Here is a 22199-nt window from a genome sequence, read left to right on the forward strand (position 1 = left end):
CTTTGCAAAGTTACCTTTGCAATAGTCGGACGGGCGGCGGGTCAGGACAGGGGCGACGGCTGCCGGGGGACGCAGATCTGGACGGCTCCGGGGGCGACCTTGGCCGAGAACGACTTGGTCTTGGCGCGGGCGCCGCCGTCGAGTTCGTATTCCATCTTGGACTGCAGCTTCACGTCGACGCGGCGGGCGCGTGTCGTGCGTACGAAGGGGGAACTGTCGCTCCGGCCCACGGCCATCGTGCCGAGGGCACGCGCCCACTGCAGGGCGCCCTGCGCCGTGGCCACGCCGACATCGAGCCAGCCGTCGTCCGGTTTCGCGTCGTCGAAGGCCCGGATCCCGCCGGTGATCGTGCCGACGTTGCCGATCAGGACGCAGCTGGCCTCGTCGTCGAACCACTTGGTGCCGTCGATCTTGATGGTGGCGGTGGCCGCGGACTCGTTCACGTGACGCACGCCGGCCCACACGTAGGCCAGTTTGCCCAGCCGGTCCTTCAGGTTGCGGTCGGCGTCGCTGATCATCGCGCCGTCGAAGCCGACGCCGGCCATCACGCCGAAGTACTCGCCCTCGAAGCGGCCGAGGTCGATGCGGTGCGGCGAGCCGTGCAGGGCGATGTCGACCGCCTCGGGCAGGTCGGCCGGGATGCCCAGGTTGGTCGCGAGCAGGTTGCCGGTGCCGGCCGGGATGATGCCGATCGGCACCTTGGAACCGGCGGCGACATTGAGCGAGCGCTGCACCATGCCGTCCCCGCCCCAGACGATCAGGCGGTCGATCTTGGACTTGAGCGCCTTCTTGACGGCCGCGGGCGCCTTCTTGCTCTTCGGCACCTCGTACCAGAGCAGGTCGTCGATCCCGGCGTCGGTCAGGCGGCGGCGCAGTTCGTCCAGGCCGCCGCCCACCGTCTTCTTCTGGTGCGCGACTACGGCAATGGTGCGGGGGGTTCGCATGTGGAGCGAACTACCCGAACCGTCCTTCCGGTAATCAGCTCACCGTTTCGCGCATGCGCTGCTCGGCGGCCGCGCTGCGGATCACCATGAGGCGCAGCTCGAGCTCGTCGGAGACCATCGAGGCCAGGTGTTCCAGGGCCTTGAGCTGCTTGGGCGTGGCCTCGCGGGGCCGGTTGTCGATCACGTTGACGGTGCCCAGGCGGTATCCGTCGTGGGTGCGGATCGGCGCCGCGGCATAGAAGCGCAGGCCCAGCTCACCGCGGACCAGCGGGTGCTCGAGCGTACGTGGGTCGACGGCCGCGTTGTTGATCACGTAGACGTCGTCCTGCGCGATGACCGACGCGCACAGGCCGGGCTCCTTGCCCACCTCCCGTACGCCGGAAAGCCCCTGGCAGGCGGCGAGCCAGACCCTGTCCTGCTCGACGAGCGACACGGTGGCGATCGGGGTGTCGAAGATGGCGCCCGCCACGAACGCGATCCGGTCGTACGCGTCCTCGACCGGCTGGTCGACCAGCCGGTAGCGCCGGACGGCCGCGAGTCGCGCCTGCTCCTCCGGACCGACGTTGTCCAGATATTCGTACGCGTTCAACGACACCGGATTGCTGTTCGTCATGGCCGGTGATCCCCCTCACAGTGGCAGCGATCTGCCGAGCCTAGAAAGGGTGCCGGTGTCCCGCAATGCTCTCGGTGGGCGAATTAAGTTCCCAGGTAAGCCACAGTCGCGAATGTCGCACAAACAGTCGGTCAGCGGGTATTCCCCGTCCTGTGACAGCACCCAGCGCCGCCGTGATCGGTCAGTTCGCCCGCGACCTCGTTCTCACCGTAGACCGCCTGCCCGAGCGCGGCAGCTCGGCGGCCGCCGGCCGGCGCCTCGAACAGCTCGGCGGCAAGGGCGCGAACCAGGCCGTCGCGCTGGCCCAGTTGGGCGTACGTCCGTTTCTGATCGCGGTGGCGGGCGACGATCCGATGGGTGGCGAGCTGCTGGCTCAGGCGGAGAGCGACGGCATCGACGTACGCGGGGTGGTGCGCCGCCCCGGCGAGCCGACCGCCCTGATCGTCGAGATCCTCGAACCCGACGGCACGTATCGCTACGTGGAGCATCTGCCGTCGCTGCTCACCGAGGCCGACGTGCTGAGCGCCCGCGAGACGATCGCCGCGGCCGATGCCGTGCTGATCCAGCTGCAGCAACCGGTCGAGGCGACGCTGGCCGCGGCCCGCATCGGGCGCGAGGCCGGACGTCTGGTCGTGCTCGACGGCGAGATCAAGGACAAGAGCGTTTTCCCGTACGCGGATGTGGTGCGCGCCGACGAGCGGGAGTCCGGTGGTCTGGGCGAGGACGTGCTGGACAGCGGCCCGCGCCTGCTCGCGATCGCCCAGGAGGACGGCAACCTGTTCGTGTGGAAGGGCGGCCGGGTCAAGATCCCGCTCGGGGACGCGGAGGTGGTCGACACCACCGGGGGCGGGGACTCCTTCGTGGCCGCGCTGACCGCGGCGCTGCTGGCCGGCGGGTCCTACGAGGAGGCGGCGCACCGGGCCTCGGCCGCGTCCGGGTCGACCGTCCAGCATGTCGGCGGCCGTCCGGAGCTGAACCGATGAGCCGGATCGCACCGGCCGAGCCCTGGGCCGTACGGGAGATCGGTCTGCCTTCCGACGATGCCGGGCGGCGTCAGGCCGAATCGCTGTTCGCGCTGGCCAACGGGCACATCGGGCTGCGCGGCAACCTGGACGAGCCGCAGCCGTGCGGGATGCCGGGGACGTTTCTGAACTCGCTCTACGAGGAGCGCGAGCTGACCTATCCGGAGGCCGGGTACGCGTTCCCCGAGCGTACGGAAACGATTGTCAACGCCCCGAACGGCAAGCCCATCACCCTCACCGTCGGCGGGGAACCGTTCGACCTGGAAACCGGGGAGTTGCGGCGGCACGAACGGGTGCTCGACCTGCGCGCGGGCACGCTCACCCGGGAGGCCGTCTGGGTGTCACCGGGCGGGGTCGAGGTGCGGTTGCGCAGCGTACGGGTGGTGTCGTTCCGGCGTCCGTCGGTGGCCGCGATCCGCTACACGGTCGACGCCGACGCCGAGCTGCGGGTCGACTCCGACCTGATGGTCGACGAGGCCCAGCCCCCGCCGCGCGACGACCCCCGGGCCAGCGCCGTCATCGCCGACGCCTTCGTGCCCGTCTTCCACGACCGCGACCTGCTCGTGCACCGCACCCGTCGCAGCGGCATCACGGTGGCCGTCGCGGTGACCCACACCGGGCACGACGGCGAGATCGTCACCGGGCCCGACCGTCTGCGCTGGACCGCCACGGCACACGGGTCGCTGTCGTTCGACAAGATTCTCGCGTACGGGTGGGACGGGCTGGACCAGCGCGATCAGGCGCTCGCCGACCGGGACGCGGCCGCGCGCGCCGGTTTCGACGAGCTGCTGGCCGAGCAGCGCGCCTATCTGGACGACTTCTGGGCGTACGCGGACATCGAGCTCGACGGCGACGACGAGGTGCAGCAGGGGACGCGTTTCGGGCTCTTCCACGTGCTGCAGGCGGGCGCCCAGGCCGGGCCGCACCCGATTCCGGCCAAGGGGCTGACCGGCAACGGGTACGACGGGCACACGCTGTGGGACAACGAGACGTACGTGCTGCCCGTGCTGACGTACACGCATCCGGCCTGCGTCGGCCAGGCGCTGCGCTGGCGGCACAGCACCCTTGACCAGGCCCGTTCGAGGGCGCGTGAGCTGCGGCTGGACGGCGCGGCGTTCCCGTGGCGCACGATCAGCGGTCCCGAGTGCTCCGGCTACTGGCCGGCCGGGACGGCCGCGCTGCACATCAACGCCGACATCGCCGACGCCGTGCTGCGCTACCACGCGGCCACCGGCGACGACACGTTCATGCGCGAGGCCGGCGACGAGCTGATCGCCGAGACCGCGCGGCTGTGGCGCAAGGTGGCCTACCTCGACGAGGAGGGGGTCGCGCACATCGCCGGCGTGACCGGTCCCGACGAGTACACGGCACTGATGGACGACAACGTCTACACGAACCTGATGGCCCGGCGGAACCTGCGGGCGGCGGCCCTGGACGAGGTGTCCGGGCACATCGCGGACCGGCTGGCCGTGCCGTATTCCCCGCGGCGGGAGGTGCACGAGCAGTCGGCGGGCTTCACCCGGCTCGACGAGTGGAAGTCCTTCGACGACGAGTCCTATCCGCTGATGCTGCACCACCACTACCTGAACCTCTATCGCAAGCAGGTGGTGAAACAGGCCGACCTGGTGCTGGCGATGGTGATGTGCGGCGACGAGTTCACCCGGGACGAGAAACGGCGCAACTTCGAGTACTACGAGGCCCGTACGGTCCGGGACTCGTCCCTGTCGGCGCCGATGCAGGCGGTGCTGGCGGCCGAGCTGGATCACTTGTCGCTGGCCCACGCCTACCTGTCCGAGGCGGCCCTGCTCGACCTGCGCGCGGGCGGCGAGTCGGGCGGCGACGGCCTGCACATCGCGGCCTGCGCCGGGGCGTGGATCGCGGTGGTGATGGGTTTCGGCGGTTTGCGCGACTCCGGCGGGCGGCTGGCCCTCTCGCCGAAGATCCCGCCCGGCCTGACCCGTCTGCGCTTCCGCCTGCGGTGGCGCGGAGCCGCCTTGTGCGTGACGGTGACGCCGGGCGTGGTGACCTACCAGGCGGACGGGCCGATCAGCTTCCGCCACTACGACTCGGAGACGTCGCTGCGCGCCGGCGAGGAGGCAACGTTCAAACTCGACCCGGTGGACGACCTTCCCGCACCCCCGACGCCGCGCCCACCCACACCGCCGGGCTGACGTTGCCTTTGGCCGTTTCTTCGGGTGTCGCGTTGCCCTTTTCGGTGCGTCCGCGGTCGTTCGACGTCGGCCCGGGATGGTGCGTTGTCTGGTGCCGGTCGGCGCTGTGCGCTGCTGTGGCCGCTTAGGCTGGCCGGGTGACGGTCTGGGTGGCGCTGCTGCGCGCGGTGAATCTGGGAGCGCGCAACAAGGTGCCGATGGCCGCGCTACGCACCGCACTGGAGGCGGCCGGCCTGCCCGACGCCCGCACGCTGCTGCAGAGCGGCAACGTCGTGGTGAAGTCCGACCTGGACGTGGGCCCGCTGATCCGCTCGGTGCTGCACCGGGAGTTCGACGTCGACCAGCCGGTGGTGGTCCGCAGCCGCGACCGCCTGTCCGAGATCATCGCCGCCAACCCGTTCCCCGAGGCCGCTCGCGAACGGCCCACGATGATGCGCGTGACGTTCCTGGCCGAGCATCCGTCCCCCGAGGCGGCCCGCTTGCTCGAGACCCACGACGACGTACGCCTGGTGGAGCGCGAGATCTACATCGACTACCGCGACCGCGTGCACGGCAATCCGGTCAACACGAGCATGGCGGCGAGGCGCTTGTCCCAGCACGGCACCGAACGCAACTGGGCAACGGTCCTCAAGCTGGCCGACCTGGCCGCCGACTTCTGACGGCTGCCACGCTGCGCTGGATCTTGGTGCTCTGAATCTTGTTGCTCTGGATCTTGGCGGTACGGATCTTGGTGATACGGCCATCCCTAACCCCCACCCGCCCTGGGGAATAGGAAGGGACTTTACGCCCTGTCAAGCGGGGGAAACGGGTTATCCACAGGGGACGATCAGTGGTGGCCCTCACCGGACTCTTCGGCCCATACGCGCCAGTTGTCGAGGTCGCCGTAGAGGCCGGGGGTCAGCCAACCGGGGGCCGAGCGGCGGAACACGCCGGGGTCGAGGGCGCCGGCGCCGTCGGGGAGGGCGCCGACCAGGTGGGGGACCAGTTCGCTCAGGTTGGCCCAGTGGACCAGGTCGGGGTCGGCGGGCCAGGCGCCGATGACGACCCCGGCCGGTACGCCTCGGCGGGCCAGCGCCTCCAGCGTGAGCGCGGTGTGGTTGAGGGTGCCTAGGCCGGCCCGGGCCACCACGATGGTGCTGATGCCCAGGGTGGTGGCCAGGTCGGCCACGGTCCAGGACTCGCCCGAAGGGCGCACGCCCATCGGGACCAGCAGGCCGCCGGCGCCCTCGACCAGCACCAGGTCGTGTTTGTCGGCCTCGGCTCGGATGGCGTCTACCACCTCGTAGAGCTCCAGCGGCGGCATCTCGGCCACGGTGGCGGCGGCCAAGGGGGCCATGGGCTCGGGGTATTCGGCCAGGGTGCGGGTGGTGTCGGGGGCGGCCAGGCGGGTGATGACGTCGATGTCGGTGGGCTCGCCGGTGTTGATGCCGGTCTGGCCAGGCTTGATCACGGCTACCCGGAGGCCGGACGACTGGGCGGCCGCGGCCACCGCCGCGGTCACGATGGTCTTGCCGACTCCGGTGTCGGTGCCGGTGACCAGGACGATGCCGCGCCACCCACCGGTCTCGGGGCGGCGGGGGGCCGGCTGGGCGGCGGGGGGTGCCTGCGCTTCGAGCTCGACCGCGATCTCTTCGGCGATCGCCTCGCCGCTGGGCAGACCGTCGGCGCCGGGGGCGGGAATCAGGGGCTCGGGCAGGGGGTGGCCGGGTGATGCCGGCGCGGGGGAGACCGGGGCCGGGGCGCCGGGCGCGGGCGAGACGGGTGCGATATCGGGCGCGGGCTCAGCGGGCGGGGCGGTGGCGGCGGGATCGGCTGGACCAGTGTGCGGGGTCGGAGCTGCGGTCAACCCGGGTTCGTCGCCCGGCGTGGTGCCGTCGGACTGAACAAGGCGATCCGGGTCGGCGGAGTTGGAGGTGTCGGCCGGCTCAGGCGCGGCAGCGGCAGTGAGGCTGGAAGCGGAGTCAAGGCCGGAAGTGTCGGGCGCGGCGTCACCAGGCTCGGCGGCACGCGGGGCGGGGACCGGGGCGGTGACGGCCGCCGAAACCGGGGAGGCGAGCGCCTCCAGTTCGACCGGCGCGAGGATCGCTGAAGGGTCGAGGGTGCTGACGGTGAAGCGGCCGGCCCGGCCGGTCAGCACCACGGTGGCAGACGGCAGCCGGCTCAGGACGCCGGTCAGGTCGGTCGAAGCGGGGGTCACGGTGAACACTCCACGATCACGGCCAGGGCGCGGGCGAAATCGGCGTCGGAAACCCCCGCGTTGAGGGTCAGGCGCAGGCGGGAGCTGCCGTCGGGGGTGGACGGCGGCCGGAAGCAGCCGACCGCGACGCCGCGGTCACGGCAATCCTCGGCCCAGGCCAGCGCGGCCTCGGGACCGGGGGCCATGACCGACAGCACGCCGGCGGCGGGCGGGGAGACCTCGAAGCCGGCTTCGCGCAGGCGGGCCACGGTGAGGGCGCCGCGCGCGAGCAGGCGGGCCCGGCGGTCGTCGGCGAGGCGGGCTGTGCGCACGGCCTCGTGCACGCCGGCGGCCACCGCGGGCGGCAGCGCGGTGTCGTAGATGAACGTGCGGCCGGTGTCGATCAGGTGACGGATGAACTGTGGCGGGCCCGCGACCACGCCGCCGGCGCCGCCGAGCGACTTCGACAGGGTGGCCGTGACGACCACATCGGAACGGCCCGCGAGACCGGCCGCCGCCACCCCGCCGGCGCCGGCCGGGCCGAGCAGACCCAGGGCGTGGGCGTCGTCGACCAGCAGCAGCGCACCCCGGGCCGCGGTGACCTCGTGAAGCTCGGCCAGCGGCGCCAGGTCGCCGTCGACCGAGAAGACCGACTCGGTGACCACGAGGGCGCGACCGCCGTGGGCGTCGAGCAGCTCGGCGACGGCCCGGGGTGAGTTGTGGGGCGCGACCACCGTGCGTACCCCGGAAATCTTGCAGCCGTCGATCAGCGAGGCGTGGTTGTAGGCGTCGGAGACGATCAGGTCACACACGGCGGTGAGGCTGCGCACGGCGGCCAGGTTGGCCAGATAGCCCGACGAGAACACCAGCGCCGACCCGGCGCCCATCCAGCCCGCCAGCTCAGCCTCGAGGTCGGCGTGGGCCACCGAGGAACCGCGCACCAGGCGGGAACCGGTGGCGCCCAGACCATAGGCCCGCAGGCCCCGGACCGAGGCCTCGATCACCTCGTGGTGGGTGGCCAGGCCGAGATAGTCGTTGCCGGCCAGGTCGACGACGGGGTCACCGGCCGGGCGAGGCCGCAGCCGACGGGTCAGCCCTGCCTTGGACCTGCTGACCGCCAGGCCCTCCAACGACTCCAGCCAGCCGGACAAGACACCTCCAACGCCACGAGAACGCCCACCGAGGCGATCACGAGAAAGGGAAACTACCACCCACCACCGACAGTCCTACCGGTGCTGAGACTTCCGTCCAACCGCCACGCCCACCACCTCGGAACCGACGGAAAGCTTGTTAGGGTGCGGGCATGTCAGAGATCCTCGATCGGGCCCGCGCCCAGGTGCTCAACGACGGCGTCGGTCTCGACGAGGCGCAGACCCTCGAGGTGCTGCGACTCGGCGACGACGAGCTCCCCGAGCTGCTTCAGCTGGCCCACGACGTACGCATGAAGTGGTGCGGCCCCGAGGTCGAGGTCGAGGGCATCATCTCGCTGAAGACCGGCGGCTGCCCCGAGGACTGCCATTTCTGCTCGCAGTCGGGGCTGTTCGCTTCCCCCGTACGCTCGGTCTGGCTCGACATCCCGTCGCTGGTCGAGGCGGCGAAGCAGACCGCGGCCACCGGCGCGACGGAGTTCTGCATCGTGGCCGCCGTCCGGGGCCCCGACAAGCGCCTGATGGACCAGATGCGTGAGGGCGTCAAGGCGATCAAGGCCGAGGTCGACATCCAGGTCGCGGCCAGCCTCGGCATGCTCAGCCAGGAGCAGGTCGACGACCTGGTCGACATGGGCGTGCACCGCTACAACCACAACCTGGAGACCTGCCGGTCGCACTTCCCCAACGTGGTGACCACCCACACCTGGGAGGAGCGCTGGGGCACGCTCAAGATGGTGCGCGACTCGGGCATGGAGGTCTGCTGCGGCGGCATCCTGGGCCTGGGCGAGACCTTGGAGCAGCGGGCGGAGTTCGCGGCCCAGCTGGCCGAGCTCGACCCGCACGAGGTCCCGATGAACTTCCTCAACCCCCGCCCGGGTACGCCGTTGGGCGATCAGCCGGTGGTCGAGGGCAAGGACGCGCTGCGGGCCATCGCCGCGTTCCGCCTGGCCATGCCGCGCACGATCCTGCGGTTCGCCGGCGGTCGCGAGATCACGCTGGGTGACCTGGGCACGCGGGACGGGCTGCTCGGCGGCATCAACGCGGTGATCGTCGGCAACTACCTGACCACCCTGGGCCGTCCGGCCACTTCCGACCTGGAGCTGCTGCAGGATCTGAAGATGCCGGTCAAGGCGCTGTCGGCGACGATCTGATGTTCTGTGACCGCTGCGGCGAGCCGGCCGCCCAGGGTGATCACTCAGGGTGCGCCGCGGCGCGTGAGCTGGAGCCGCCGCGCTTCTGCCCCGATTGCCGGCGGCGGATGAAGGTGCAGGTCGTGCCGACCGGCTGGACGGCCACCTGCGTCGAACACGGCACCCGCACCTCGTAGGAAGACCCATGGTGGCGACGGCCCGAAGGCCGCCGCCACCTCTCTCACCCGTCACCCGAAGGCGGCAGGAGCCAAGTCGCCGCGAAGCGGCAGCTGCGTCACCCGAAGGCGGCAGGAACCAGGTCGCCGCGGAGCGGCAGCTGCGTCACCCGAAGGCGGCCGGAGTCTCTTTCCCTACCGGTCCCACCGGACGCGCGCCCGGCACCGGCAGAGTGACGGTCGCCATCCCGCCGTCACGGTCAGCCTGACCCGCGCCCAGCCGCCGCAACGTGCGCAGCATGGCCACGTTGTCGGCCGCGGTGTGGGCCATCAGCGCCGCGAAACCGGACCGCTCGGCGTGCGCGAGCATCCGCCGGAGCAGCGCCGTCCCCAGGCCGCGGCGCTGCCAGTCGTCCTCGACCAGCATCGCGACCTCGGCCAGGTCACCCTCGGCGAGCAGGTTGGCCATGGCGACCACCCGGTCACCGGCCAGCGCGATCAGCGTGCGCCCGGCACCGGCCGGTTCGAGCAGCCGCGCCAGCCGGGCCTCGCTCGGGGCGCCACCGCCGAGATAACGGCGCTGCAGGGTGGCCGCGGAACTGCGCTCGTGCAGACCGCGTACGGCCTCCAGGTCGTCGATCCGGGCGGCCCGGATGACCAGCTCGGTGCCGTCGGGCAGCAGCAGCGTGATCTGCTCGTCGTCGCGGCGCAGCATCGAGCCGGAGAGCTCGACCAGGGCCTGGGCCCGGGCGTATTCGGCCGGGGTGAACGCGGGCATGCGCCGCAGCACCTCGAACGAGCCGCCGGCCGGGTCGGCCAGGGTCATGCGGGCGGCCTCGTAACCCGGGCGGCCGCTCAGGGGCTCGGGACGCCACCGCACCTCGGTCGCGTCGAGCAGGGCGACCAGCGCCTCGCCCAGTGCGTCGGGATCGTGCACCAGACGACCGGCGAGCGCCAGTGCCCGCGTCGGCTGGTCGACCAGGCCCTGGGCCTCGGCGCGGGACACGTAGGCGTCGCGGCCGCGGCCTTTGGTGACCGCGGCCAGCAGGTCGGTCTCGTTCATCGAGTCGGGCGCGTCGACCAGGAAGTCGTCGACCGCGCCGGCTTCGGTGGTGTGCACCTGGACGGCGAGGATGTTCACCGACCGCAGAGCGAGGCTCGCGGTCAGGACGGAGAGATAGCCCGGCCGGTCGTCAACCGTTGCCCGGATCCGCCACAGCGCCATGCCGGCACTCCTTTCGGCGAGTCACGTCAGCTTCGTACCGGGGTCAATTCTCCTCCGCCGCTGTTAAGCGCACATTGCTTGAGCTGGGATTTCGGGATGAGTCCGATCACAGAGTGGAGGGCACGGCGGCGGTGTCGAGCCGGTCGCCCAGGATCACCGCGGCCGCTCGCACCAGCTGCGCGACCCGGTCGACCTCGGTGATGTGGAAGGCGGCGGCGGGCAGATCGTCCTCGTCGGTGCGGGCGATCACCAGCACCAGCCCGGCCCGGCCGAACGGGGCGATCGCGTAGCGCGTGTTCTCGGGGCCGGTGAGCGGCCGCGCCCGCAACGGGGTGATCTCGGGAAGCTGCAGCGGGGTGGGTGCGCGCCAGCTCGCGTACGCGATGGTGGCCTCGGACCCGATGCTGAAGCCGGGCTCGGTGGGCAGCGGGCGGGGCGCACCGGAACGGGCGGCCCAGTCGGCCGGCACGATCGCGGCGGCGGCCCAGTCGGCCGCGAGCAGCCCGGGCACGGCGTCGACCAGCGTGGCCAGACCGTCGGCGGGGTTCGCGGCGACCTGGGCCAGCAGCTCGGCGTCGTGGCCGCCCGAGACCGGGGCTCCTATCGCCTTCCACACGCCGTCGACCTGAACGCCGGGGATCGCGGCGAGGCCGGCCAGCAGGCGCTCCACGCGGGAGGCGCCCGGCCAGACGACGGTGAAGTCGTCGACGGCCCGGCCGCCGAGACGTTCCAGAACCACCACCTGCACGATGTCGGCACCGGCGACGCCCAGCGTGCGAGCCACCTGTCCGAGGGCACCGGGGCGATCGGGCAGAGTGACTCGAACCCGCAGCAACATGCGACTCCTCCCGTTCTGCGGACGGCACGGCGATGCCATCCCCGTAGGCGTACAGCCTGCCAATTCGGCGTTTCGCCCGGGTTGCGGCGCCGTGTCCTTCGCCGACAAATCCCGAGGTAGGGTCGAGTTCGTGATCTGCCAGGCCTGCCGGGAGCGGAAGCACGAAGAGTGCCGCGGTGGCTCGTGGTGCGACTGTCAGCACCGCACCGCCGAGCCCGTTCCGCCCGTGACCGGGCCGCCCGGCCCGTGACGAATTATCCCGCGTGGCCGTCCTCGGCGGACGGCCTGACCGAGCTCTATCCGCGAAATCCGGCACCGACGCTGCGGATGAACTTCATCGCCAGCGCCGACGGGGCGGTGACGGTGGACGGGCTCTCCGGCGGGCTGCACGGTCCGGGCGACAAAGAGATCTTCGACTCGCTGCGCATGGTCTGTGACGCCCTGGTGGTCGCCGCGGGCACCGTACGGGCGGAGAACTACGACGCCTTACGCCTGACCCCCGAGGCGCGGGCGTGGCGGGTGGCTCATGGGCGGCCCGAGTTCCCGCTCATGGTGATCGTGTCGCGGTCGCTGGAGTTCGACCTCGGCCAGCTCGTGTTCTCGGACGCCCCGATCCGCCCGATCGTGCTGGCCACGGGCGGGGCCGAGGCCGCGCACCTGGCCGATGCGGCCGACGTCGTGCGGGTGCCCGACCTGGGGGCCGGGGTCGCCGCGCTGCACGAGCGCGGGGCCACCCAGCTGCTCTGCGAGGGCGGCCCCAGCCTGTTCGGTTCGATGATCGCGGCCGACCTGGTCGACGAGCTCTGCCTGACGGTGTCGCCGCTGCTCGTCGGCGGCGGCCCCGGCCGCATCGCGACCGGGGCCGTCACGGTCCCTCGGCGCATGTCCCTGCGTCACGTGCTGACCCTCGACGACATGCTTTTCCTGCGGTACGTCCGTCAGGGCAGCTGACCGACCTTGTCGACCACCGCCGTGCGGAGCTGCGCCGTGTACCGCGAGACGACGCCCTTCGGGTACGGCTTGAGGTGTCCCACCACGACCACCCGTTCGCCCAGGAACTCGTAGGTCCGGGCGTCGAAGATGTAGTCGAAGCGGACCGGGCCGGAGAGGCGGGAGACCGCCATGCCCCTGCGCCCGGCCAGGTCGGCCCGCTTGACCAGGATGGTGCCGGGGATGGTGGCGGCCGCCTCGTAGAGCGCGGCTCGCGAGTCCGGGGTCAGGTACTTCTCGCGGAGGGTCTCACCGAGCTTGTCCCAGGCGGCGGCGTCGGGCCCGTCTTCGGCCGCGGTGCCGGCGTCGACCGTGTAGAGCCAGTCCCGCATGGCCTTCGACTCGGTGGGCAGCCCGGTCAGGTAGGGCGTCGTCCCGTCGGCGTCGAGCGGCACGTGGAACTTCTCGCCGGTCCGGGTCACCGTCTGGATGAGCAGGCCGGCGGTGGATCCGTCCACGGGGAGCCAGATCTTGCGGTTGATCTCCTGGGGTGGCACCCAGGTCGGCTTGGTCTCGAGGTTCTCGATGTTGTCCTGGGCCTCGATCGACTCGAAGAAGAGGACCTGGCCGGGCCCGACCCGCAGCACCGGCTCGGCGCGGACCTCGGCCGCGGCCAGGCGCAGCAGCCCGGCGGCGTCGCTGGCGTTGCTCGGGAGCACCGGGGCCGACGATCCCGCCGGTCCCTCGGCTCGTGGGGCCGGGGCGGCGGGCCGGCTTTCCGGCTGGGTGACCACTCCGGCGGCCACGGCCACCGCGGCGGCCAGTGCGGCCGCCGGCGCCAGCCGCCAGATCCAGCGGCTGCGGCGGGTGGGCTCGGCACCGACGGTGAACATCGCAGCGCGGGCCCGGGCGAGGGATTCCGGGGCGGGTGGTGGCACGTCGGCGCGGAACTTCTCGATCAGGCTCAGGTCATTCATCGTCGGTCCCGTTCTCGAAGGCGAGGTGGGGCAGGGCGGCGCGCAGGCGTTTGCGGGCGCTGTGCAGCCGGGAGCGGACGGTGCCGAGCGGGATGCCCAGGGCCTCGGCGACCTCCGGATAGCTGAGCTGGGCCTGACTGATCAGGGTCAGCACGTCGCGTTCACCGGCGTTGAGGCGGGCCAGGGCGGTGGCCAGGACCCGTACGTGCTCGGACGCGGTGACCTGGGACGCCACCTCGTCGTCGTGGCCCGCGAGCGCCGGGTCGACGCCCGTGCGGGCCAGCGCGCGATACATGCGGGTCTCGGCCCGCCGGTGGCCGCGCAGCAGGTTGGCCGCGATCCCGTAGAGCCACGGGAGGGCGTCCGGCCGGCTTCCGTCGTACGCGGTCCGGCTCTTGAACGCGGTGAGGAAGGTCTCGGCCGTCAGGTCGTCGGCGAGCGTGCCCCCGACGCGGCGCGAGAGATAGCGGTGGATGGTGGTGGCATGCCGGTCGAAGACCGATCCGAACGCCTCGGGCTGGGTGGCGGAGAGCTGGATCAGGTCGCCGTCGGTGAGCTCGGCCCGCATGGCCGTCGGTCTCATGCGCAACCCTTCCGGTCGATGGGAGTTCCGTCACCCCGTCTTTGACCGATCGGCTCACATCGGTTCGATTCCTCCGCGCGCCTCCACAGGCTGAGCAAGATCTTGTGGATAACTCTGTGTATGAGCACCAGAAGTTGTGGACAACGAGTGCCAACCCATGGTGGCTGCGAGTTCTGTCGTACCCCTGGTGCACGATGAGCGGCGTGTCTGACGATTCTTCCCCCGTCGGGCGGGTGCTAGGTACAGCCGATGCGACACCGCTCCAGTTCTGGACGGCCGTGACCCCGGGCAGTTACTTACAGCTCGACGACGTCGTGGTCACCCAGCGTGACTTGCCGGACCGTGAACCGGTGACGATCGCCGGGGTGGTGACCCAGGTGCGGGCGCGCCACGAGGGCGCCCAGTTCGACTCCGACGTCTTCGCCATCGCCGAGGGCACGCTGCCGGCCCTGGTGCAGGAGGCGGCCGAGATCACCACCACGCGCGTCGACCCCGAGCTCTACGTCCCGCCCTCGCCCGGCTCGATCGTGCACCGCGCGTCCGGCGAGGCCCGCGACGCCGCCCTGCACTTCGACCGGATGGAAAGGCGCATCCCGATGGGCACCGGCCGCGACGGTGTGCCGGTGTTCCTCAACGCCGACTTCCTCGACGGCACCCGTGGCGCCCACGTGTCGATCTCCGGCATCTCCGGCGTGGCCACCAAGACCAGCTTCGCGACGTTCCTGCTTTATTCGGTGTTCCGGTCGGGCGCGCTCGGCGCCGACGGCACGAACGCTCGCGCGCTGATCTTCAACGTCAAGGGCGAGGACCTGCTCTTCCTCGATCACCCCAACACCAAGCTCGACGAGGCGACCCGGGCCGGCTACAAGCTGCTCGAGCTTCCGGCGACACCCTTTTCCGACGTACGGGTCTATGCCCCGCCCCGCGCCGGCGACTCGTCCGGCGCCCCCGATGTCAGCAGCCGCCTGACCGGGGTCGACACGTTCTACTGGACGCTCGAGGAGTTCTGCGCGCTGCGCCTGCTGCCCTACGTGTTCGCCGACGCCGACGACGAGCGCCAGCAATACACGATGGTCGTCCACTCGGTCACCGCCCATCTGAACCGCCACGCCGTGCCGGCCGAGGGTGGCATCAGCATCGACGGGCGCCGCATCGGCTCGTACGGGGATCTGGTCGACCACATCGTCGAGCAGCTGACCGACGACGAGACCCGGTCCACCTGGGCCGGCAGCGCGGTCAACATGGGCACGGTCAACGCGTTCGCCCGCCGCCTGATCGGCAGCAAGCGCGACCTGGCCCGGCTGATCCGCGGCGACCTGGCCCAGCGCCGCCCCCACCAGATCAAGACCGCCGAGTCGGCCCAGGTCACCGTCGTCGACCTGCACAACCTGCCCGACCGCGCCCAGCGGTTCGTGGTCGGCGTGACGCTCAAGACCGAGTTCGAGGAGAAGGAGAAGGCCGGCACCGGCCGCCCGCTGCTTTTCGTGGTGCTCGACGAGCTCAACAAATACGCCCCGCGCGAGGGCACCTCGCCGATCAAGGAGGTGCTGCTCGACATCGCCGAGCGCGGCCGCTCGCTCGGGGTCATCCTGATCGGCGCCCAGCAGACGGCGAGTGAGGTCGAGCGGCGCATCGTGACGAACTCGGCCATCCGCGTGGTCGGCCGGCTCGACCCGGCCGAGGCGGCCCGCCCGGAATACGGCTTCCTGCCCCCGGCCATGCGTCAGCGCGCGCTGCTGGCCCGCCCCGGCACCATGTTCGTCAACCAGCCCGACATCCCGGTCCCGCTCTGCGTGGAGTTCCCGTTCCCGGCCTGGGCCACCCGCAAGTCCGAGTCCGGCCCGCCGCCCGAGGGCACGATGAAGTCCATCGTCCAGGGCGCCGACCCGTTCGCCGTCGTGGGCAGCCGTGGTGGTTCGTCCGACGACGACATTCCGTTCTAAGGTTCCGCGATGCGCATTCTGCACACGTCCGACTGGCACGTCGGCAAGGTCCTCAAGGGGCGCAACCGGCACGAGGAACACATCCGCGTGCTGGCCCAGGTGGTCGAGACGGCCCGGGCCGAGCGCCCCGACCTGGTCGTCATCGCCGGTGATCTCTACGACACGGCGGCGCCCACGGCCGACGCGACGCGGGTGGTCACCCGGGCGCTCACCGCGCTGCGCAACACCGGCGCCCAGGTGGTGGCGATCGGCGGCAACCACGACAACGGGCCGGCGCTCGACGCGCTGCGCCCGTGGGCCGAGGCAGCCGGCATCACCTTGCGCGGCGCCGTGAAGGACAAGGCCGACGAACTGCTGATCAAGGGCGAGACCGCCGACGGCGAGAAGTGGCAGCTCGTCACGCTGCCGTTCCTCTCCCAGCGGTACGCGATCCGGGCCGCCGAGATGTACGAGCTGACCGCGGCCGAGGCCACCCAGACGTACGCGGATCACATCGCCCGCCTGATCGCCAAGCTGTCCGAGGGCTTCGACCAGCCCGGCGTGATCAACCTGCTGACCGCGCACCTGACGATCGTCGGGGCGTCGGCCGGCGGCGGCGAGCGCGAGGCGCACACCATCATGGGTTACGCGGTTCCGGCCACGGTCTTCCCGCGTAACGCGCACTACGTGGCGCTCGGCCATCTGCACCGCGCCCAGCAGGTCATCTCGCCCTGCCCGACGCGGTACAGCGGCAGCCCCCTGGCCATCGACTTCGGCGAGGAGGAAAACGTCTCGTCGGTCGCGATCGTCGACGTGAGCATCGACAAGGCGGCCCGGGTGCGTGACGTGCCGATCACCGGGGCGGTCCCGCTGCGGACGGTCCGGGGAACGCTCGAACAGCTCTCAACGGTGAACCTTCCGGATGCCTGGCTCCGTGTCCTGGTGCGCGAGAAGCCGCGGGTCGGTCTCCGCGAGGACGTGCAGGAGCTCCTGCCCAACGCCCTCGAGGTGCGGATCGACCCCGAGATGATGCCCAACCGGGTGGGGGAGCGGATGGCACAGCGGGCCGGACGGTCGCCGCGTGAACTCTTCGGCGACTACCTGGACAGTCGCGAGAACGCCGAGGACGGCGTCCGCGAACTCTTCGACGAGCTGTACGACGAGGTGAGCACTCACTCATGAGCTCTTTCCGGCCGTCCGTTCGTATCGGAGTGATGTCATGAGGCCTATTCGGCTTGATATGGCCGGGTTCACCGTCTTCCGCGACGAGACCACGGTCGACTTCACCGACGCGGACTATTTCGCGCTGGTCGGGCCGACCGGCTCGGGCAAGTCGACGGTCCTCGACGCGATCACCTTCGCGCTCTACGGCACGGTCCCGCGCTGGGGCGGCGCCCGCGGCATCGGCAACGCGCTCGCCCCGTCGGCCACCGAGGCCCGGGTGCGGCTGGTCTTCGAATCGGCCGGCGACCGCTACGTCGCGACCCGCGTGGTGCGCCGCGACGGCCGCGGCAACGTCAAGACCGCCGGGGCCGGCCTGCAGCTGATGCCGGCCGGGTTCGACGTCACCAAACTCGACACCGGCATGGACCTCGACGATCTCGGTGACGTGCTGGCCGGCACCCCGGCCGAGATGGACCAGGCCGTGCTCGACGCCGTCGGCCTGCCGTTCGAGCAGTTCACCAGCTGCGTCGTGCTGCCGCAGGGCCAGTTCGCCGACTTCCTGCACGCCAAGCCGGCCACCCGCCAGCAGATCCTGGTCAACCTGCTCGGCCTGCACATCTATGAGGAGGTGCAGACCAAGGCGACCGGCCGGGCCCAGACGGCCGAGGGCAAGCTGGCCGTCGTCGACCAGAGCCTGGCCGGGCTGGCCGACGCCACCGACGAGGCCGTCGAGGCGGCCGAGCAGCACGTCGGCCGCATGCGCGAGCTGACCGCCGCCGTCGAGCAGGCTGTTCCGGGCCTGCGGGCCCGGCGGACGGCCGAGGCCGAGGCCGCTGCCACCCGCGACGAGCTGGACGCCGAGTTGCGGCAGCTCTCCTCCGTGCGTACGCCGGAGGGAAGCGTGGAGACCGCCGGCGTGACCGCGGCCGCCCGGGCGAGTGCCGCCGAGGCCGCGGACGAGGTTCGCGCCGCCGAGGAGAAGGAGGAGAAGGTCCGCGGGGAGCTCGCGGCCGCCGGCGACGCCGGATCGCTCAGCCTGATGCTCGACCGGCACGCCGAGTTGGAACGCCTCACCGGCCAGCAGGAATGGTTCGCCGGCGAGGTGTCGGTGGCCGAGGTCGAGCACAAGGACGCCGCGGCCGCTGCCGCGATCGCCCAGAGCGCCCACCTCGGAGCCGCCCAGCTGCTGGAGCAGGCTCGCCTCGACTACGTGGAAGCCCAGCGCACCGACCGTGCCTCCGCCCTGCGCGCCCACCTCGCAGCCGGCGACCACTGCCCGGTGTGCGAACAGACCGTGACGACCGTGCCGCCGGTGTCCGAGGAATCCGCGGTGCGGGCCGCCGAGACCACCGGCAAGGCCGCGCGCGCCGCCGCCGAGATCGCCGAGGCGGCCTGGCAGCAGCGCGACGCCGTGGCCCGCAAGCTCGAGAGCAACCTCGAACGCAAGCGCGCCCAGCACGAGCACCACCTGTCGCGGATGGCCGAGGCCCGGGCCGCGGTCGCCGAATCGCCCGGGGTCGACGCCCTGCGGCGTCAGCTGGCCGAGATCGAGAACCTGCAGAAGCAGCTCGACCGGGCCGGCACCGCCGTGCGGAGCAGCCGGTCGGCGCACCGGCAGGCCCAGGCCGCGGTGGTCGCCGCCGAGGAACGTCAGCGCACCGCGTGGCGCGAGTTCGACGCCGTACGGGATCGGGTGGCCCGTTTCTCCCCGCCGCCGGCCGACCGCGAAGACCTGGCCGGAGCGTGGTCGGTGCTGGTCGACTGGGCCGGCGCCGAGACGGCTTCGCGCGCGACCGCCCGTGCCGCGGCCGAAGAGGCCGTGGCCACCGCGCACCGCTCGACCGTCGCCGTGCTGCAGGAGATCGCCGCGCTGTTCACCGCGGCCGGGGTCGCGGTTCCGCCGTCCGACGAGTCCGCCATCATCCGGGCCGCCGCGGTCGCCGTGGAACGCTCCGAGGCCGCCTGGCGCCGGCTCTCCGACCGCCGCGACCAGGTCGGCGAGCTCACCGAGCAGCGGATGACGCTGCAACGCGAGCAGCGGGTGGCCAAGTCGCTGGCCGGGCACCTGCGGGCCAACAACTTCGAGCGCTGGCTGCTCGAGGAGGCGCTCGACATGCTGGTCGACGGCGCGTCGCGGATCCTGCGCGAGCTCACCGGCGGGCAGTACGACCTGATGCACGACAAGGGCGAGTTCTTCGTGATCGACCACCACGACGCCGGGCTGCGGCGCGGGGTGCGCACGCTCTCCGGCGGCGAGACGTTCCAGGCCTCGCTGGCCCTCGCGCTCGCCCTCTCCGAGCAGCTCGCGGGCATGTCGACCACGGCCGCCAGCCTCGAGTCGATCGTGCTCGACGAGGGCTTCGGCACGCTCGACGCGGCCACCCTCGACGTGGTGGCGGCGACGTTGGAAAACCTGGCCGCCCGGGGCGACCGCATGGTCGGGGTGGTCACCCACGTCAACGCGCTGGCCGAACGGGTGCCGGTGCGGTTCGAGGTGCACAAGGACGCGCGTACCGCGCACGTTTCGAGGGTGGGCCTTTGACCAGGATGTACGTGGACGCGTGGGACCCGTCGTACGGATCCTCCTTCGAGGGCGGCGGTGAGGGCGGCGACGGCCCGGCCTCGGCCAGCAGCGCGCAGGTCGACACCGATGTCGAGGTGCCGGCCGCCTCGTGGGCGCCGATCGACGTCTCGCCCTCGGTACGCGCCCCCGACGTGGTCTTCCTGGTCGACGGCGTGCGGCGCAACGACGCCGGGCTCTGGACCTCCGAGGAGGACGGAACCTCGTACGCGGGGCTCGCCGCCTCGTACGCGGCCGGGGTGGTCCGCTGCGACCTGGCCCGCGGGGCGGCCGAACTGGTGGGTGCGCGGGTCGGCCGGGGCCTGTTCACCGCGAGCCCGTCGGCCGAAGACGTACAGGCCGGATCGGTGCGCTACGAGGTGCACCGCATCCACGGCGCGGGAGAGGCGAGCAAACTGCCGGCCGCCGTGCAGGGGCCGCTGACCGCGCTCGAGATCGACATCTCATCGGCCGCGCGCGAGATGGGCGCGTCCTTCGCGGGCGACGACCTGCTGGTGGTCGACGGTCCGTTGCGTAACCGGCGGCAGCTGCCGCGCACCATCGGATACGTCAAGACGCAGCAGAAGCAATACCTGCCGGCGGCGCTGACCGCGGTTGTCACGTCGCTGCGGCCCAGCCAGCGCACGCCCGTCTTCCACCTGGGCACGGTGTGGGGCGGCTGGTCGTGGTACCTGCGCCTGCCCGGAGCGTCGGGGGCGCCATGGTCGGGGATCGTGCGGGTGGAGTGTTCACCCGACCTGAGCCCCGAGATGGCGATCGAGCTGGCCGAGATCTCCGTGGCCACCCTGCCCCGGTTCGCGTCGTCGGCCTACAAGGACCCCCGCGCGCCGCAGAATCTCGTGCCCATCGCCGGGCTGGAGCGCCGCCTGCGCGGCATGCTGGGCGATTCCCGGGTGCTGCACCGTGCGCTGACGCTGGCTACGGCCCGTTCCCGCTGACGGCTGGGCCGGGCCTGCGGCTGGGCTCTGCAGCGTTTCTGCCGGCTACTGGGCCGGGCCGATGATCGTGCGCAGGAGGCCGGGGTCGATCTCGTTGCCCTCGCCGGCGACCAGGTGGGCGGTGCCGACCAGGGTCAGAGCCAGGTTCCGGGCGTCGGTGGCTTCCGCCACGCGGTTCCAGTCGCGCTCGGCGATGAGATAGCCGGCGATCATCTCGGTGGCCTCGGCCAGGTAGGGGATGCCGAAGTCCCGCTCGCCGCGCAACCGGACCCGCAGCTCGTCGCGCGCCATGATCAGGCCGATCAGGGCGAGCCCGAGCCGGTTGAGGACGCCGTTCAGGACGTCCGCGATGTTCTCGGCGACATCGCCGGTGCCTGCGTTGGAGCGCATGGTGGCGCCCCACGCCTCGAACCCGACGATGCGCCGCTGCACCAGCTCGACCAGGAAGTCGTCGAAGTCGGCGAAGTGCCGGTGCAGGACGCCCTTGGCGCAGCCGGCCTCGGCGGTGACGGCCCGGCTGGTCAACGCATTGGAGCCGTCGCGCAGCAGCACCCGCTCGGCGGCGTCGAACAGCTGCCGTCGTACGTCGCGTAACGCCACCCCGGTCGGCACCAGGCATCTCCCTTCGGTCGTCGCGCTATCAGTCTCCCTGACGCCGGTCGGCCTTGGCCGTGGACCGAGTGGGCGCATGCCCACTAGAGTGGGCGCATGCCCACTCCTCATCGTGAACGTCGTATCGCGGAGTCGTTCGGGGTTGATGCCGCCCGGTACGACCGCACCCGTCCCCGCTACCCGTCCGGGCTGATCACGCGGATCGCTGCCGGTGTCGCCGGACCGGCCGTGCTGGACGTCGGTATCGGCACCGGCATCGTGGCCCGGCAGCTACGCGCGGCCGGATGCCGGGTCCTCGGGGTGGAGCCCGACCCGCGGATGGCGGCCTTCGCCCGGGCCGAGGGCTTCGAGGTCGAGGTGGCGAAGTTCGAGGACTGGGACCCGGCCGGTCGTACCTTCGACGCGGTGGTGGCCGGTCAGACGTGGCACTGGGTCGACCCGGTCGCCGGAGCCGCTGCGGCGGCGACGGTGTTGCGCCCCGGCGGCCGCCTGGCCCTCTTCTGGAACGCCGGGCAGCCGTCTCCCGCCGTGGGGGATGCCTTCGCCGAGGTCTTCCGGCGGTTGATGCCCGGCAGCCCGATGAACGGCGCGCCCGGGGTGTCGGCCGCGCAGGGGTACGGCATGCTCGCCGACCGGGCCGACGATGCCATCCGGGGGAGTGGGGCGTTCGGGGCGCCCGAGCGCTGGACCGACGAGTGGGAACGGGTCTACACCCGCGACGAATGGCTCGACCAGTTACCCACGCAGGGTCTGTTCACCACGCTGCCGGCCGATCAACTGGCTGAGCTGCTGGAGGCCGTGGGCGCGGCCGTCGACAAGGTGGGCGGCAGCTTCCCGATGCACTTCACCACCGTCACGACCACAGCGGTGCGGGTTCGCTGATTCCCCGCGTAGCGATGCGGCCCGGCGTCAGCTGATCTTGCGTGGGGCCAACTCCGGCCGGCCAGCTGATCTTGCCTGGGATCAACCCGGGCTTGCCGCTGGCTGATCTTGCGTAGGGACAACCAGCCCAAAACCCGCCCGCCTAGGGGGTCCCCCACCCTAATCCG

General features: G+C 71.8%; 20 protein-coding genes. 11 read left to right on the forward strand and 9 right to left on the reverse strand.

The annotated features are described in order from the left end of the window. Positions 1–41 precede the first annotated feature (41 nt). A complete protein-coding gene (locus JIG36_RS19960) occupies positions 42–944 on the reverse strand; it encodes a diacylglycerol/lipid kinase family protein (RefSeq protein ID WP_203377824.1) in 903 nt (300 codons plus the stop codon). 34 nt (positions 945–978) lie between these two features. Beyond that, positions 979–1557 carry a GAF domain-containing protein gene (locus JIG36_RS19965; RefSeq protein ID WP_203377825.1) on the reverse strand — a complete coding sequence of 193 codons (579 nt, stop codon included), beginning with the start codon at positions 1555–1557 and terminating at the stop codon, positions 979–981. Positions 1558–1709: 152 nt separating this feature from the next. Here JIG36_RS19965 and JIG36_RS19970 point away from each other — a divergent pair, with 152 nt between their 5' ends. From JIG36_RS19970 to JIG36_RS19980, 3 genes are all read left to right on the forward strand, one after another. Then, positions 1710–2540 (forward strand): PfkB family carbohydrate kinase, encoded by an 831-nt coding sequence (locus tag JIG36_RS19970; protein WP_307872805.1) that lies wholly within the window; start codon positions 1710–1712, stop codon positions 2538–2540. After that, positions 2537–4750 carry a glycoside hydrolase family 65 protein gene (locus JIG36_RS19975; RefSeq protein WP_203377827.1) on the forward strand — a complete coding sequence of 738 codons (2214 nt, stop codon included), beginning with the start codon at positions 2537–2539 and terminating at the stop codon, positions 4748–4750. Before JIG36_RS19970 ends, JIG36_RS19975 begins: the two co-directional genes overlap by 4 nt. Before the next feature lie 137 nt (positions 4751–4887). Further along, complete coding sequence (locus JIG36_RS19980; protein ID WP_203377828.1) at positions 4888–5409, forward strand: DUF1697 domain-containing protein; 522 nt, start codon at positions 4888–4890, stop codon at positions 5407–5409. 167 nt (positions 5410–5576) lie between these two features. Here JIG36_RS19980 and bioD read toward each other — a convergent pair whose 3' ends face one another. Both bioD and JIG36_RS19990 read right to left on the reverse strand, forming a co-directional pair. Then, on the reverse strand, positions 5577–6296 hold the full coding sequence (bioD, locus tag JIG36_RS19985) for a dethiobiotin synthase (protein WP_307872810.1): 720 nt from the start codon (positions 6294–6296) through the stop codon (positions 5577–5579). 647 nt (positions 6297–6943) lie between these two features. Further along, positions 6944–8077, reverse strand: coding sequence for an 8-amino-7-oxononanoate synthase (locus JIG36_RS19990; protein ID WP_203377829.1), 1134 nt, complete (start codon positions 8075–8077; stop codon positions 6944–6946). Between the two features lie 152 nt (positions 8078–8229). Between JIG36_RS19990 and bioB the strand changes: the two genes are divergently transcribed. Continuing rightward, positions 8230–9225: a biotin synthase BioB gene (gene bioB / locus JIG36_RS19995; RefSeq protein WP_203377830.1), complete on the forward strand. Its 996-nt coding sequence runs from the start codon at positions 8230–8232 to the stop codon at positions 9223–9225. Further along, positions 9225–9401: a biotin synthase auxiliary protein BsaP gene (gene bsaP / locus JIG36_RS54790; RefSeq protein ID WP_438870740.1), complete on the forward strand. Its 177-nt coding sequence runs from the start codon at positions 9225–9227 to the stop codon at positions 9399–9401. The genes bioB and bsaP overlap by 1 nt, the downstream gene beginning before the upstream one ends. A gap of 145 nt (positions 9402–9546) precedes the next feature. Here the strand turns inward: bsaP and JIG36_RS20000 are convergent, their stop codons facing one another. Both JIG36_RS20000 and JIG36_RS20005 read right to left on the reverse strand, forming a co-directional pair. Then, positions 9547–10605, reverse strand: a complete 1059-nt coding sequence (locus tag JIG36_RS20000; protein ID WP_203377831.1) for a GNAT family N-acetyltransferase — start codon at positions 10603–10605, stop codon at positions 9547–9549. A 106-nt stretch (positions 10606–10711) separates the two neighbouring features. Beyond that, on the reverse strand, positions 10712–11443 hold the full coding sequence (locus tag JIG36_RS20005; protein ID WP_203377832.1) for an ACT domain-containing protein: 732 nt from the start codon (positions 11441–11443) through the stop codon (positions 10712–10714). A gap of 327 nt (positions 11444–11770) precedes the next feature. Between JIG36_RS20005 and JIG36_RS20010 the strand changes: the two genes are divergently transcribed. Beyond that, complete coding sequence (locus JIG36_RS20010) at positions 11771–12394, forward strand: pyrimidine reductase family protein (RefSeq protein WP_236047810.1); 624 nt, start codon at positions 11771–11773, stop codon at positions 12392–12394. Here the strand turns inward: JIG36_RS20010 and JIG36_RS20015 are convergent. Both JIG36_RS20015 and JIG36_RS20020 read right to left on the reverse strand, forming a co-directional pair. After that, the gene (locus JIG36_RS20015; protein ID WP_203377834.1) at positions 12382–13350 is read right to left on the reverse strand and encodes a CU044_5270 family protein; all 969 of its coding nucleotides are present in this window, start codon (positions 13348–13350) and stop codon (positions 12382–12384) included. The genes JIG36_RS20010 and JIG36_RS20015 overlap by 13 nt on opposite strands. Beyond that, positions 13343–13933, reverse strand: a complete 591-nt coding sequence (locus tag JIG36_RS20020; protein WP_236047606.1) for an RNA polymerase sigma factor — start codon at positions 13931–13933, stop codon at positions 13343–13345. The genes JIG36_RS20015 and JIG36_RS20020 overlap by 8 nt, the downstream gene beginning before the upstream one ends. 194 nt (positions 13934–14127) lie before the next feature. Between JIG36_RS20020 and JIG36_RS20025 the strand changes: the two genes are divergently transcribed. Genes JIG36_RS20025 through JIG36_RS20040 form a run of 4 tightly spaced genes read left to right on the forward strand, consistent with a single transcriptional unit; the run spans position 14128 to position 20538 of the window. After that, positions 14128–15876, forward strand: a complete 1749-nt coding sequence (locus JIG36_RS20025; RefSeq protein ID WP_203377835.1) for an ATP-binding protein — start codon at positions 14128–14130, stop codon at positions 15874–15876. A 9-nt stretch (positions 15877–15885) separates the two neighbouring features. Then, positions 15886–17037 (forward strand): exonuclease SbcCD subunit D, encoded by a 1152-nt coding sequence (locus tag JIG36_RS20030; protein ID WP_203377836.1) that lies wholly within the window; start codon positions 15886–15888, stop codon positions 17035–17037. A gap of 37 nt (positions 17038–17074) precedes the next feature. Continuing rightward, the gene (locus JIG36_RS20035; protein ID WP_203377837.1) at positions 17075–19561 is read left to right on the forward strand and encodes an AAA family ATPase; all 2487 of its coding nucleotides are present in this window, start codon (positions 17075–17077) and stop codon (positions 19559–19561) included. Continuing rightward, positions 19558–20538 (forward strand): hypothetical protein, encoded by a 981-nt coding sequence (locus JIG36_RS20040; protein ID WP_203377838.1) that lies wholly within the window; start codon positions 19558–19560, stop codon positions 20536–20538. Before JIG36_RS20035 ends, JIG36_RS20040 begins: the two co-directional genes overlap by 4 nt. A 45-nt stretch (positions 20539–20583) precedes the next feature. Here JIG36_RS20040 and JIG36_RS20045 read toward each other — a convergent pair whose 3' ends face one another. Further along, positions 20584–21150 (reverse strand): TetR/AcrR family transcriptional regulator, encoded by a 567-nt coding sequence (locus tag JIG36_RS20045; RefSeq protein ID WP_307872807.1) that lies wholly within the window; start codon positions 21148–21150, stop codon positions 20584–20586. 96 nt (positions 21151–21246) lie between these two features. Here JIG36_RS20045 and JIG36_RS20050 point away from each other — a divergent pair, with 96 nt between their 5' ends. Further along, positions 21247–22032 (forward strand): class I SAM-dependent methyltransferase, encoded by a 786-nt coding sequence (locus tag JIG36_RS20050; RefSeq protein ID WP_203377840.1) that lies wholly within the window; start codon positions 21247–21249, stop codon positions 22030–22032. Positions 22033–22199 lie beyond the last annotated feature (167 nt).

This window comes from Paractinoplanes ovalisporus (assembly GCF_016834655.1).
Taxonomy (GTDB): domain Bacteria; phylum Actinomycetota; class Actinomycetes; order Mycobacteriales; family Micromonosporaceae; genus Actinoplanes; species Actinoplanes ovalisporus.